Source organism: Acinetobacter sp. GW821-FHT09D10, assembly GCF_059416285.1.
In genome coordinates, this window is the sequence record NZ_JBWKOW010000007.1 from 56,391 (window position 1) to 69,578 (window position 13,188).

Sequence of the window (13,188 nt, forward strand, 5' to 3'; positions counted from 1 at the left end):
GCTCAGTCCCACTCTACAATTTCTTAAAAATGAAGTAGCTTTACTGAAACTGAGTAAAAAGAAGAATAACGCCTAAAGCACATAAAATTGAGCCAATCACCTTATTAATTTGCACTTGCTTGGCTAACATTTTTTGCCTTAACAGCATGGACGAAAACAGTACAGCCACCAGTGAAAACCATACGAAATGGGCAAATGACATAAAAAAGCCATAGGCCAAAAGAATCGTTTTAGGTGTGGTTAAACTTACAATTTGAGTATAGGTGCTAATCACAAATAGCGTGGTTTTAGGGTTCAAAGCATTGGTAAGGAAGCCGTATTTTATGGCTTGGAAAGTACCTATAGAAGTTAAAGCAGCAGAGTCTAAAACAGGTTCTTGCGTAAAAGTTTTATAGCCAATATAGATCAGGTAAAGCGCACCAATATACTTAACAATATTCAAAATTTGCGGCGTATAAGTCATTACAAAGGCAACAGCTACAAGTGTATAGGTCACATGAACCAATACGCCAAGTGATATTCCGAGTGAAGTGAAAACACCTATTTTTCTGCCGTACAGATAACTATTTTTCGTGACAATCGCAAAGTCAGCTCCGGGGCTTACCACTGCCAAAATCGTAATCAGAATAACTGCGATAAACTCTGCCATTATCTTGTACCCTCACTAAAAACGAGGGAGCTACTCTGTACTTTTTGGAATGTATTGAAGAGGGTAGATCTTTTGTCTAAAGCAGCTATTTTTTTCGAATAAGAAATTGTATTTATACGGCTGTGCAGATAGGTATCGATATTCAATATGTTTTTCATCATCTAAAATGGGTTTTAATAAAGATGATTTTTATTTTGAACAGAAACCTAAAAATAAAAATCGATAAAAACGACTAACCACTTATGAGTTTTTGGAATGATCGAAAGAATATCACTGAATTCATTAAAATTTTTCTATTTTGTGGCGAAGTATGGCAGCGTCACTTTAGCCGCAAAGAAATTATTTGTGACGCAAAGTGCGGTCAGTAAACAGATTTATAATTTAGAAGAGTCTTTAAATACGACTTTGTTTGATCGTAAAAATAAAACATTAGTGATGACCGAGCAGGGCGAAATTTTATTGAATTGTTGCCATCAGGTTTTTGGTCAACTCGATGAATGTTTAATAGAGCTAAGCCAGCCTAAAACTCATAACAAACAACTGGTTTTGTCGTGTGAACCGACGCTTTCGATGAAATGGCTCATACCGCGGTTATCAAAATTTAAAAAGCTTGGACATGATTTTGATGTGGTGTTACTCACAGCAGGTGGGGTGGTCGATTTTGAAAAAGATAATATTGATATCGCAATTCGCAGAAATGACTTTGATTGGGGAGAGCATATTTATAGCGAGAAAATTGCCGATGAATACATTGCAATGATTCAAGCAACAAAGTCATCGGAAACAAACGATGTACTTATCTCGACTTCTAGACCAAATTTTTTCAAAAACATTAGCCTCATTGCTGAGTTAAAGCAGAGTTTAAAAGGCTATGCTAAAGTTGAACTTGAGCATTTTTATCTATGTTTAGAAGGTTGTTTGGCTGGACTCGGCGCAACAGTCATCTCAATTTATATGATTGAAAAAGAGCTTGAGTGGAACTTACTGCAAAAAATTTCACCAGTTGTACAAGACGGTTCAGCCTATTATTTACTTTCTCATAGCGCTTTTGAAGAAGACCCGCGAAAGATTATCTTTCTAGAATGGCTAAAAACAGAGATGATCGAGAGTCAGCATAAATTACTTTAGGCCTATCCATCCTTCCTAAGTTTTTATTGATTAACATATTGAAGATAATAATAAATTTTAAAATTGGTAAGGGCTTTACACGTCCGCCGTATATTGAATTTCTGCTGTTTAAAATTCCCCAAGATGAAAAATATTTAACTTCATACTTATTTATTAAACCCTAAACATGAATTTCACTCAGTTTTGAATGAGACTAAATCATTTTTATTCATGTTGTGATTGCGGTATAAATCTATTCATGCTCTGAAGCGCTCCAGTAATTCACTTTGATAAGACCATAAGGCACAAATCTGATAAGGCTGGAAAGTTTAAAAAGAGCTCGAAATATTTTTAGGTTTATCTCAGAAATTAGGGTACTGATCAAAATGAGTAAAGAATTTACATTTACGATTAAGAGTATTTGTTTCGATGAAAACTATCGTCCAGCAGACAATACGCGTATTACAACCAACTTTGCTAACTTGGCGAGAGGGATGAGCCGCCAAGAGAATCTGCGCAACACATTACAGATGATCGACAATCGTTTTAATACTTTAGCTCATTGGGACAACCCTAAAGGCGATCGCTATGCGGTTGAACTTGAAATCATTTCAGTTGAAATGAATGTTGATGCTGCAAGCCATAACAGTGCGCTTCCTTTAATCGAAATATTGAAAACCAATATTGTTGATAAAAAGACCAATGAACGTATTGAAGGCATTGTAGGCAACAACTTCTCGTCTTATGTACGTGACTATGACTTTAGTGTGCTTTTGTTAGACCACAATAAAAATCAGTCTACTTTTAGCACTCCAGAGAAATTTGGCGAATTGCACGGTAACTTGTTTAAGAGCTTTATTAACTCTGAGACTTACAGAGCAAACTTTAAAAAAGCGCCAGTGATTTGCTTAAGTGTTTCAACCACTAAAGTGTATCACCGCACTGAAAACGAACATCCAGTTTTGGGTGTGGAATATAAGCAAGAAGACTATTCATTAACTGATGAATATTTCCAAAAAATGGGCTTAAAAGTTCGCTATTTCATGCCGAAAAACAGTGCTGCACCTTTGGCGTTCTATTTTACTGGTGATTTGCTGAGTGATTACACCAACCTTGAGTTGATCAGCACTATCAGCACCATGGAATCGTTCCAAAAGATTTACCGCCCTGAAATTTACAACGCAAATTCAGTCGCTGGAAAATCTTATCAGCCAAGTTTGAAGAATGAAGATTACTCACTTACTCGAATTGTGTATGACCGAGAAGAACGTAGCCGTTTGGCTATTGAGCAGGGGAAGTTTGTTGAAGAGCAATTTATCAAACCATACCAAGCGATTCTTGAGCAGTGGTCTGCTAATTACGCTCTTAATTAATCTACATATAGGTCATTGATCATGAAAAAATTATTACCAACTTCAACTGCTGGCAGCTTACCTAAACCGTCTTGGCTTGCAGAACCTGAAAAGCTTTGGTCGCCTTGGAAACTCGAAAACGAAGGTCTGCTTGAAGGTAAAAAAGACGCGCTACGTTTAGCGTTGCACGAACAGCGCCTTGCTGGCATCGACATTGTGAGCGATGGTGAACAAACCCGCCAACACTTTGTGACCACGTTTATCGAACACTTAAATGGCGTAGATTTTGAGAAGCGCGAAACCGTTCGTATTCGTGACCGTTACGATGCAAGCGTACCGTCTGTCGTGGGTGCTGTGTCTCGTCAAAAGCCTGTGTTTGTTGAAGATGCTAAGTTTTTACGTCAGCAAACCAATCAACCAATTAAATGGGCATTACCTGGCCCAATGACTATGATTGATACGCTTTACGATGGTCATTACAAGAGCCGTGAAAAACTTGCTTGGGAATTTGCTAAAATTTTGAACCAAGAAGCGCGTGAGTTAGAAGCTGCTGGTGTAGACATCATTCAGTTTGACGAACCTGCATTTAATGTCTTCTTTGACGAAGTAAATGACTGGGGCGTTGCGACTTTAGAGCGTGCAATTGAAGGTCTAAAATGTGAAACTGCGGTCCACATTTGCTACGGTTACGGTATTAAAGCCAACACTGACTGGAAAAAGACACTCGGTTCGGAATGGCGCCAATACGAAGAAGCTTTCCCGAAACTGCAAAAATCTAACATCGATATCATTTCGTTAGAATGTCACAACTCACATGTGCCTATCGATTTACTTGAACTTATTCGCGGTAAAAAAGTCATGGTCGGCGCAATTGATGTTGCATCTAACCAGATTGAAACACCAGAAGAAGTTGCCAATACACTTCGTAAAGCACTTCAGTTTGTAGATGCCGACAAACTTTATCCTTGCACAAACTGTGGCATGGCACCTCTTTCTCGTGAAGTGGCACGTGGCAAGTTAAATGCTTTAAGTGCAGGTGCAGAAATCGTTCGTAGAGAACTTACGGGTTTTGAACTCTCTGCTTAATATTTACCAATAAGTGGTATAAAGGGTTACTTTTTTGATGTGAGTTGATAATCAAACAAGTAACCCTCATTTTACTTACTACATGTCGTTCTACTCAGAACGCATGTCGATCAAGTACCTTCCTGATGGAGTTGGGCGGTATAGCAAACACTCAGGACAAGGTACGGTTCAATTTAGGAATAATGTCATGGTTCAAGCAACAGACTTTAGAAATGCAATGTCTTTACTCACAAGTGCGGTTAGTGTTGTGACTACGGCAGGCATGTCTGGCCGTTTTGGATTTACTGCCTCTGCTGTTTGTAGTGTGACTGACACACCACCGACATTATTGGTCTGTATGAACCAATCTGCGAGTTCACATGCACATTTCCTAGATAACAAAATCTTAACTGTGAATGTTTTAGGCGCACACCACGAACATATTTCAAAAGCATTTTCGTCTAAACTCACGCCAGAAGAACGCTTTAAACATGGCGAATGGATTGAGTTAGAAACAGGTTCACCTGTGTTAGATGATGCGTTGGTAAGTTTCGATTGTGAGATTGAGCAAATTCAACAAGTGGGAACACACACGATTCTGATTTGTCCGATTGTTGCGATTAAACAAAGCCAGCATGACCAAAGCTTAGTTTATTTTAATCGTGCTTATCACCAAGTGGGGCAGACGGAAACTGTCTAAACCCACTCGTTTTGTTGTTTCTGAAATGGTGAAATGAGGGCCTAGGAACAATCCTATTTACAGGTTGTTTCACCAGGTTCCGGTTCTCGAATTTCTAGCTTATTGTTATGTTCTACTACACAAATACGTGTATCAAAAGTTTTGAAGATATCCAAAGTAATGTCATAAACCACATTTTTTTCAAACTCTTTTAGAGGAATTTTTACACAATCTTTTTCTTCTATTGGCAAAGGAACATTGGAATATTCTTTCTCATAAGTGCTTTTGAAGCCGTTTGTATAGTCAACTTTCCCCATAAAAATCAAAAATTTATTATCAAAAGAATAATTCGTTTTTTTAGGGTTATTGGTAAAGGCACATACATAATCCTGATGTAGTGTAACTTCTAATGGAAGAGGGCCTTGGCTACAACCATTCAATAAATACGCAGTTGTTAATAATAAAATGGACTTTGAAGATAGTCTTATCATTTATGATCTCATAAAGTTGTATAAAAATGATCAAAATCAAAAAGTAAAAAATTATAAGTATTAGCTTACTGCATTTGACTCTTTTTAAAAAATATATAAATACAATTAAATATAATATCTAAAATAATAATTAATTTAATCTAATGAAAAATAATAAGAAATTTAAATACTTGGCATAAAAGCTACATTGACACATCTAAACTCTCAGATTATCCTTTGCCTGCTGGCCTACATTGCCAGCCAGCTTTGACAGGCTGAATGAAAGATCGCATCAGAGTTATTCCTTCTGAGGAATAGTCTTATGCGTAAACTCCTCGTCTCCTCCCGTAGCGGTAGGACGGGAGAGGGACACCTTCGGGTGTGCTGGTTATATCTTTCACCAGTCTGTCAACCCTTTCTCGTTCTGCCACCATAATTCCAAATGAATGCTTTGGCAGAACTCCCAAAATCAGGAGTTGGCTATGCACATCCATTATTTCTTGGCAGCCCTTGCCAAAAGCTATAACGACACAACTTAAAAATTTAAAGCAGCTTGAATGCCATAAGGTTTTCAGGCTTTAAGTCATTTTTACTTAAAACTTAGCAACCACAAAACTTGAGATGTGCCAAGCACCGTCTTGCGGCTTTGCTGTGCCTTTTTTTCTCCCAGAAAGGGCACAGGATTTTTATCTCATTTAGAAACAACAAGAATTTAAAAAGGTAAAACTATGCCAACTTTAGAAACGGCTTCAAAAAAATTAAAAGCAATACATACCGCAATAGATCTATTTAATCTCTATGGATTTCACAACACGGGCGTAGACCTAATTGCCAAAGAAACTAAAATTCCAAAAGCCACGCTTTATAACTACTTTCACTCAAAAGAAAAGCTGGTTGAAATGTGTTTAATCTTTCAAAAAAACCGACTTAAAGAAGAAGTTCTGGCAATTGTCTATTCACACCGCTACTCAAAACCAAGCGATAAACTCAAAGAAATTGTCCGTTTACATGTTGATGTGAATAGCCTTTACCACCTTTTGTTTAAAGCTATTTTTGAAATAAAACAGCTTTATCCAACGGCTTACCGCATGGCTGTTGAATATCGAAAATGGCTGCTTCGAGAGCTTTTTGATTTGGTCTTTAGTCTAGAAAACAACACACTCAAACCCGATGCCAACATGGTTTTAAACTTAATTGATGGCTTGATGCTACAAGTTTTAAGCTCAAACAGTTTGGATGAAAGGGATGTGGTGTTGGAGAAGTTTTGGGGGAGGGGTAAAGCCATCTGAGAGATGGCTTTTTAATAGATAATTTATTTTTATTTTGTATGAAATCTATATTCAATACTATTCTTTAAAATTTTTACTTGATTGCATTTGGTATATCTCTATAAAGTAACGCAGTAAGTTCATGATTAGGAAACCTCTTAATAGCTTGCTTCCATATCTCATTTGCTTTTGCTAAGTTACCTAGATTCCAGTAAATTCCACCTAAATTAAACCAAGCTAAATCATAATTAGAGTTTAGAGAAATAACTTTTTCATAAGCACTAATAGCCTCTTCAATTTTTCCTAACTTTTCATAAGTTGACGCTACTTGAAACCAGCTCATATCATCTGGTTGGATCATTAATGCTTGTTCTAGTAATAATGGAAGACTTTCTTGGGGACGATTGAGAAATACTAATGCTGTTCCTAAGCAATAACCATATTTGCCTTTTTCCAAATCATAAGCCTTTCTAAAACAATATTCTGCTTCATTCCAATTGTCATTTTCCTGCGCCCAGTGACCAAGTCTATCCCAAAGAAATGCGGCATCTTCGGCTTGAAGATACTGAATTATAGATTCAAAATGAAATTTAAAAGCAGGATAAGTGAATCCGATATTTAAAGATTCAGAGCGTAAATAAAATTGATTTAATAACCATTCTCTAACTCCGTGAGGGCAATTAGGGTGCTTTTTTAGATATCTATCCCAAAATGAAATACTTAATTTGGCATTATCGATACTATCTCGTCCAAATAAAGCAACTTGTTGAGCACACCATGACCAAATCCATTCTCCACTATTGGCTGTGTTACTAAGCAGGGTATTGATTTCACGAAATGCTGATCGACCTTCTTTTAAATTAAAAAGAGCATTAACTCTCCATCCTAGAACTGAGAATTGTTTTTCAGTTGTTGGTTCTGCAAAAACTATTTCATCAAAATGCTTTAATGCCTCCTCATACTTACCATTTTTTAAATAGAAATTACCTAAAGCAAAATTGGCTTCTGGAAGTTGATTATTGTAAGTAATAGATTTTTTATAACAGCTAATAGCTTCAGCTTGATTCCCAATATTATCGTAACTTGAGCCAAGATTTTTATAACACATGGCCAACAGGTCAATATCACTATTATTTAAGTTATCAATCGCTTTCTTATATGCAGTAATTGCATCTTTATTAATATCTAGTACAGAGTATCCATTCCCAATTGAGTATAAAAGGCTCCCAGAACTGAATTGTTTAGTTTTTAGTTTTGCCTTTAAGTATGTAATCCCGTTTTTAATTCTATCAATCTTAATGTCTTTCTGCGCCATTCCAATATTAATTTCAGCCATATAGCAATACATAATTGCATTATGATCTGGTGGAAAAAGTGCCAAAAATCTATCAAAAGCATCACTTATTTTTTGATCTTCACTATTATTGTAAAGAGTTGAAAGCAAGGTCGCTGCTAATTCTGGATCTTCAGGTATATAGAGATCATATGGTACATCTCTTATAGTGCTCATCAACTCGTTAGAGGAAGCAATAATCTGCTTAATTTTTGTATTTCTTAATGAGATAGTATTTGCTTTTGCAAACTTTGCTAAAAATTCTAATTTTGTAATAGAAAGATTTTCTGTGAAATTTACAGTAATTGTTTGCTGTTCAGTCCATTGATGCCCAGAATGTCCATATTGACGTAATACTGCATCTGCAGAACAAAACTTTAGTGTATCAGTTGGAATATGATAGCAGACAAAAAAAGAATGCGGTTGAGAGATTAAGTAGTTTAGATTAGATCTCTTTATATCAATACTGATAGATCCATCTTTATTTAAAGCTTTTTTAGTACCTTTTAGTTGAACATGTATTCTAATATTAGTTGCGTATTCACCGTCAGTTACTTCTATTTGATAATCAGTGCCATAATCCTGTTTATCTGTTTGTTGAATCATGAAACATTCAGATGCGGAGATAACTTGTTGGAAAGCATTTTCTGCTTTAGTTTCTATTATATGATTAGTATGTCTTTTAGGTAAATCATCAAAATGTTTCATATTAAGGCCTGTATCGATTAAAATTTAATAGATCTCATTAATTTAAACTTATTAAATTACTTTAACTGTATTTTATCTATATCCAGAATAATAATCTTAATATTACCTTCTTGAGCTGATCGGCTATTTGCAATTAACAGATCTTGTAATTCTTGAGGAGATTTAGGTATAGGCTTTCCTCTACTAGGATGTTTTAATTTTTTATTATCTGTTCTTAAACCAAACCATAATACTAAATAGATGCCTCGGCCTTTTGCTTGCCAATCCTGTGCATATAATTTATTAAGTTGATCATCTGCACCTGTCCAAAGATCTGGATGCCATTGGCCTTTTACTTCGATTGGTAAACGAAGTTGGCCTACTGAGCAGGTAATATCGACTTCTTTATCATTTGCTGCATGTTTTTCTGGTTCATAGGTAATTCTAGAGTCACCTTGACGTAATAAGCCTAATAAATGATCTCGGCAACGTTCTTCAACATATGGTTTGCCATTATCATCAAAGAATCCTCGCCAAGATTCAGCATCATCACTTTTAATCTTTGCTTGAACAGTATTTAACTCATCTAAAATAAATACTTGTAAATCCGTGATGGATTGGGGACTAAGATCATTTATAATAGCCTTAATTGCTTGCATAGAGGAAGGGGAATAAAGGCTTTCACTATGGATTTGTTTTTTTTCAAATAATACTAATTTTATTATGTCACTATAATCATCCACAGATGAGTCTCTCAATCTTTCCAGAGCTTTATATGCCTGCTCACTTGAATCTTGAGCTAAATATTGAATAAGACCAATGATGCAATCAGAAGCATCCCAAGGATTTGTGTTACCTCCTGAAACTCCATTAGGATGTCCAACATTTGGCCAGACTGTACGGAATGTGCTAATAATCCATTCCACGAGATCAATATCTAATAATTTATATGATTTATTTTTTGTATAGTGGCTGTTAATACGATCTCTTAAATTCCAAATTAAATTTGGATCAATTGGGTGAGAGCCAATCGCTTTAATTGTTTTTTCAAAGTTTGTAATTAGACCAATAACCAGCCAATTCCTTTTTTGCTCATCATTATCTACCTGCATGCGTATAGGAGTTAATTGGCGTAAAGTATCAAATTGCTTATTTTGAAGGAGTATGTCTATTAGTTCTCTCTCTACATTTATTGGAATTTCTGTAAATTTTTTCAACCAGTAATTTACTAATTTTGTCATTATATGGATGTCTTCATTTTTACTCGCCAATCGTGTCAAACCATATATATGTTCATGTTTAGCTTTCAGTTGAGGCTCGTAAAAGGCTTGTATACTTTTTAACAATATTCCTCTTTGGCGAATTTCATTTTCAATAATTTCAAGAATATCTGGTATGCCTGCATGAGTGTCATAACGCATGCGTAGTAAGAGATGATATGCGGATACTAAGCAGTCATTAGATAAGTCACTAAAACCTTTATTAGTTCTAATTCGTTCAGCTAAGGCCGCAATCAAGATATAACTTTTTTGATAAGATTTGCTTTGTGATGAAACAGTGGAAATATCTGGAGTATTAATTTCGGATGGATTTTTTCCTAGAAAAGCTTCAAAGCCTTCCATACATACTTCAGATATATCGTTTCCTATCCACTCTGAAATACGCTGATGGGCTGGAGTATCTTTACTAATATCAGAGAATAATTGTAGATAGACTTTAGCTGGCTTTAGTATTACTTCATATTCGCCTTGGCGTAATCGTTCAATATTTTCAATATAGATTGATCGTTGTGCAGCTAGGGAAGTAGCCCTTTGTTCCTCTTTACGTTTTTTTAACTCAAGGTCTTTAATTTCCCAATCAGTTAATTTTCTGATTGCTATTTGATTTAGCCAATTATTAACATTCCTATCATTAACAGTAAAAGGAATAGCGGCTTCTCGAACATCTTTCCCAATTTCCTTATCGTGATAAGTTAATTCAACAAGTTCTTTCCATCGTAAATCATTTTGATTTTCTGTATATAACCTTTTAAGTAATGCGATTATATCTTTTGGTATGATTGATAGACCTTTTGAGCAATTCTGTAGTAAATAATGCTTATGCCATATATTTGTTTCGCATGGTCGTTTGAATAAAACAAAATATTGAATAGCTTGTCTCAAATCTTGATTTTTTCTAAAAAAATCTTCTAGTTTTTTAATATACTCATCATGATAGCCGAATATATCATGGAAAGGTTCTAACCAACTCCAAAGTTTTTCTGCAGAAATTTCATAATTTTCGAGAAATCTTAAAATTAAACGATATGCAAAATTTTTAGCCTCATTTTTAGCTTCTGAATCACCATCTTTATTTGAAACTTTTATGCGAACAATAAAGAAATGAAGAACATGTTCAATTTGTTCTTTAGGTAAATTTTCTTGTAAATAAAATAACGGGCCAATCACATGTTCACTTGATTCTAGGTGGGATATTGCTAGATAAGCTATTAATTCATTATTCGCTTTGTCGTAGCCTGTATCATCTAATAATTCAATTGCTAACCTAATTGATTCATCATCTAATTTTGCAAGGTATGGAAAAATACTGTCCCAATTGAAATATCGTTTCTGAATTGCTAAAGCTTCACCAGCAGATTTACGAATTGCAAATTCTATCTTTGGATTCTTAATAAGTCCTACAAGTGTTTCAATAAAATCAATAGGTAACTGACTGGTTTTAATGGCATCAAGCAGAAAAACTCTAAAACCAAAAGAAACTTTCGTTTGACCTAAAATATTTTTAATTTGATTTAATAATGCAGGTGTTGTGAATACGTGAATATTATAGGTGTCTTTATTATAAAAATTATAAAATCGAGGATTGTTATCAGCTAAATATTCAATATTATTAAGTAAGACTTTAGCTTGTTCAATTGTTAGATTATCTACATCTCCATATTCCAGAATTCCCATAGGATCATTGCTAATAATATCAGGAGCCATAATAGGGTCCATAATTAGCCATGCATGTAAACCACGTAAGCTCGGAGGTACAAATTCATAACTATGAAAAACTGCTAAAAGACGTTTACGCTTACGATTTGTATTTGCTTGCTTTATCAGCCATTTTGCTCCCAAAAACTCACCAATTCTACGATGGAGATAAGTAAACTTTTCTATTCCATTTGATTGGAATAGACGGGATCCTAGGAGCGAATCAATATTTGCAGTATCAGGTAGAAGTTTAATCTCGCTTATAGGAAGTTCCCCTTCAACTGTATTTGTAATTGCTTTTCTTGTAATTGCCTCATTACCAGTTAATATTAGGCTTGCAAAAGCAGCACCTGCCGTATCAATTTCAGTTTCACTAGGTAATTGTGCTTTTGCTTTAGAATCTGAATGTTCAACTCTTAATAATTCTGTAGCTTGCTCAAATAGTTGAGTAACAGTTTTAGGTAAGGCATTTGTTGTTGCAACTTGAGCAATTAAATTAAGAGTTTGAGGATTACCAAGTAAATCATCTAATCCTTGAACAGTAAAATGATCAATAATGGCTTGAGCTTTCTGTTCATTAAATCTTTCTTTAAGAAACTCGCTCATATCTTGTTGTGTAAAAGGGTTTAAATGAAGCTCTAATGGTTCTTCGTTATACTGTTCTCTTATGGTTTCTATTCCAGTAGCACTTCGCCAATCTGCTACACGGCAAGCTAAAATAAATTTTGGATAATCTAGAATTTCCAGCTTTTGTAATATTCGATCAACTTTATCTCCATCATTGCTAGAGCTGATTTCATCTAAAGCATCGATAACTAATATTCTATTATTATCTATAAGGCTATGAGGATTTGCTCGATTTATTAATTGACGGGCAGTGCAGTAACTATAATTTTCTAAACTTCCTAACCATTTTAATAGGCAGGATTTTCCCATACCTGCTTCCCCCACGATAACTAGTGGGTTTGTTTTTTTTGTTAATTCATCTTGAGATAAAGTTTTACGTTCATCTTTTTCTTGATGCCAAAGAGTTCTTTTAAGCATGGATTTTTCTTAATAAAATTTAGTATAAAATCAATATGTATTATAATAATGCTTATGTAAGAAATGTTGAATAAATATATCTAATTTTGAAAGCGTTATATCAGATAGTTTAGTAGTGAACTACACTTTTTTTCTGAAATTTTTTATCTAGAAAATTTAAGCTCACGACCAGATTATCTACTGATCGTGCAAAAATAATTAGGTCGTCGGGAACTTCTATAAAGAACTCTCATACTCCACATATCCATCTTCAATTGCTGGAATAATCTCTACAAACTCAAAGTAGGGCACTGTACAAAACTCAGAGTCTCGAATCGCATCAATCACAAAATAATAATCTTGCAGAGATGTCGTTTCAAACACAGCAATATCACTCGCTTTAGTACTAAACGCTTCAACGTCATACCACCGAACTTTTACAGTCGGATACTTCTCAAAAATTGGCTCAAGCTTCTGTGCACTAAACTCAGCCCGCTTTTCACGTGGTAAAGCCAACCAAGCAGGTAATGCTCTTAAATGAATAAAAAAAGTATAGGTTCTAGACATAACCACTCCATGA

The 13,188-nt window shown here is 34.9% G+C and carries 10 protein-coding genes; 5 read left to right on the forward strand and 5 right to left on the reverse strand.

Going from position 1 to position 13,188, the window contains the following annotated elements; genetic code table 11:
• Nucleotides 1-40 precede the first annotated feature (40 nt).
• On the reverse strand, nucleotides 41-649 hold the full coding sequence (locus AC07M3_RS15125) for a LysE family translocator (RefSeq protein WP_494567668.1): 609 nt from the start codon (nucleotides 647-649) through the stop codon (nucleotides 41-43).
• A gap of 255 nt (nucleotides 650-904) precedes the next feature.
• Between AC07M3_RS15125 and AC07M3_RS15130 the strand changes: the two genes are divergently transcribed.
• The 4 genes from AC07M3_RS15130 to AC07M3_RS15145 all read left to right on the forward strand — a co-directional run bounded on the left by AC07M3_RS15130 (nucleotide 905) and on the right by AC07M3_RS15145 (nucleotide 4,873).
• Nucleotides 905-1,777, forward strand: coding sequence for a LysR family transcriptional regulator (locus AC07M3_RS15130; RefSeq protein ID WP_494567669.1), 873 nt, complete (start codon nucleotides 905-907; stop codon nucleotides 1,775-1,777).
• Between the two features lie 365 nt (nucleotides 1,778-2,142).
• On the forward strand, nucleotides 2,143-3,129 hold the full coding sequence (locus AC07M3_RS15135; protein WP_494567670.1) for a DUF1852 domain-containing protein: 987 nt from the start codon (nucleotides 2,143-2,145) through the stop codon (nucleotides 3,127-3,129).
• 21 nt (nucleotides 3,130-3,150) lie between these two features.
• On the forward strand, nucleotides 3,151-4,194 hold the full coding sequence (locus AC07M3_RS15140; protein ID WP_494567671.1) for a methionine synthase: 1,044 nt from the start codon (nucleotides 3,151-3,153) through the stop codon (nucleotides 4,192-4,194).
• Between the two features lie 187 nt (nucleotides 4,195-4,381).
• Complete coding sequence (locus AC07M3_RS15145) at nucleotides 4,382-4,873, forward strand: flavin reductase (protein ID WP_092710192.1); 492 nt, start codon at nucleotides 4,382-4,384, stop codon at nucleotides 4,871-4,873.
• 53 nt (nucleotides 4,874-4,926) lie between these two features.
• On the opposite strand, the gene AC07M3_RS15150 is transcribed toward AC07M3_RS15145, so the two are convergent.
• Entirely contained in the window at nucleotides 4,927-5,343 is a 417-nt protein-coding gene (locus tag AC07M3_RS15150; RefSeq protein ID WP_494567672.1) for an NF045616 family extracytoplasmic (lipo)protein, read from the reverse strand.
• A gap of 707 nt (nucleotides 5,344-6,050) precedes the next feature.
• Here AC07M3_RS15150 and AC07M3_RS15155 point away from each other — a divergent pair.
• Nucleotides 6,051-6,611, forward strand: coding sequence for a TetR/AcrR family transcriptional regulator (locus tag AC07M3_RS15155; RefSeq protein WP_494567673.1), 561 nt, complete (start codon nucleotides 6,051-6,053; stop codon nucleotides 6,609-6,611).
• Nucleotides 6,612-6,684: 73 nt separating this feature from the next.
• On the opposite strand, the gene AC07M3_RS15160 is transcribed toward AC07M3_RS15155, so the two are convergent.
• From AC07M3_RS15160 to AC07M3_RS15170, 3 genes are all read right to left on the reverse strand, one after another.
• Nucleotides 6,685-8,631 carry a tetratricopeptide repeat protein gene (locus AC07M3_RS15160; protein WP_494567674.1) on the reverse strand — a complete coding sequence of 649 codons (1,947 nt, stop codon included), beginning with the start codon at nucleotides 8,629-8,631 and terminating at the stop codon, nucleotides 6,685-6,687.
• 56 nt (nucleotides 8,632-8,687) lie between these two features.
• Nucleotides 8,688-12,629, reverse strand: a complete 3,942-nt coding sequence (gene eruA / locus AC07M3_RS15165; RefSeq protein ID WP_494567675.1) for an NACHT domain-containing antiphage protein EruA — start codon at nucleotides 12,627-12,629, stop codon at nucleotides 8,688-8,690.
• A gap of 216 nt (nucleotides 12,630-12,845) precedes the next feature.
• A complete protein-coding gene (locus AC07M3_RS15170) occupies nucleotides 12,846-13,175 on the reverse strand; it encodes a darcynin family protein (RefSeq protein WP_272255613.1) in 330 nt (109 codons plus the stop codon).
• Nucleotides 13,176-13,188: the final 13 nt, after the last annotated feature.

What these genes read in the sequence shown, in the direction of transcription:
- AC07M3_RS15125 (WP_494567668.1), bottom strand. Translation starts at nt 649, where the DNA reads ATGGCAGAGTTTATCGCAGTTATTCTGATTACGATTTTGGCAGTGGTA.
- AC07M3_RS15130 (WP_494567669.1), top strand. Translation starts at nt 905, where the DNA reads ATGATCGAAAGAATATCACTGAATTCATTAAAATTTTTCTATTTTGTG.
- AC07M3_RS15135 (WP_494567670.1), top strand. Translation starts at nt 2,143, where the DNA reads ATGAGTAAAGAATTTACATTTACGATTAAGAGTATTTGTTTCGATGAA.
- AC07M3_RS15140 (WP_494567671.1), top strand. Translation starts at nt 3,151, where the DNA reads ATGAAAAAATTATTACCAACTTCAACTGCTGGCAGCTTACCTAAACCG.
- AC07M3_RS15145 (WP_092710192.1), top strand. Translation starts at nt 4,382, where the DNA reads ATGGTTCAAGCAACAGACTTTAGAAATGCAATGTCTTTACTCACAAGT.
- AC07M3_RS15150 (WP_494567672.1), bottom strand. Translation starts at nt 5,343, where the DNA reads ATGATAAGACTATCTTCAAAGTCCATTTTATTATTAACAACTGCGTAT.
- AC07M3_RS15155 (WP_494567673.1), top strand. Translation starts at nt 6,051, where the DNA reads ATGCCAACTTTAGAAACGGCTTCAAAAAAATTAAAAGCAATACATACC.
- AC07M3_RS15160 (WP_494567674.1), bottom strand. Translation starts at nt 8,631, where the DNA reads ATGAAACATTTTGATGATTTACCTAAAAGACATACTAATCATATAATA.
- eruA (WP_494567675.1), bottom strand. Translation starts at nt 12,629, where the DNA reads ATGCTTAAAAGAACTCTTTGGCATCAAGAAAAAGATGAACGTAAAACT.
- AC07M3_RS15170 (WP_272255613.1), bottom strand. Translation starts at nt 13,175, where the DNA reads ATGTCTAGAACCTATACTTTTTTTATTCATTTAAGAGCATTACCTGCT.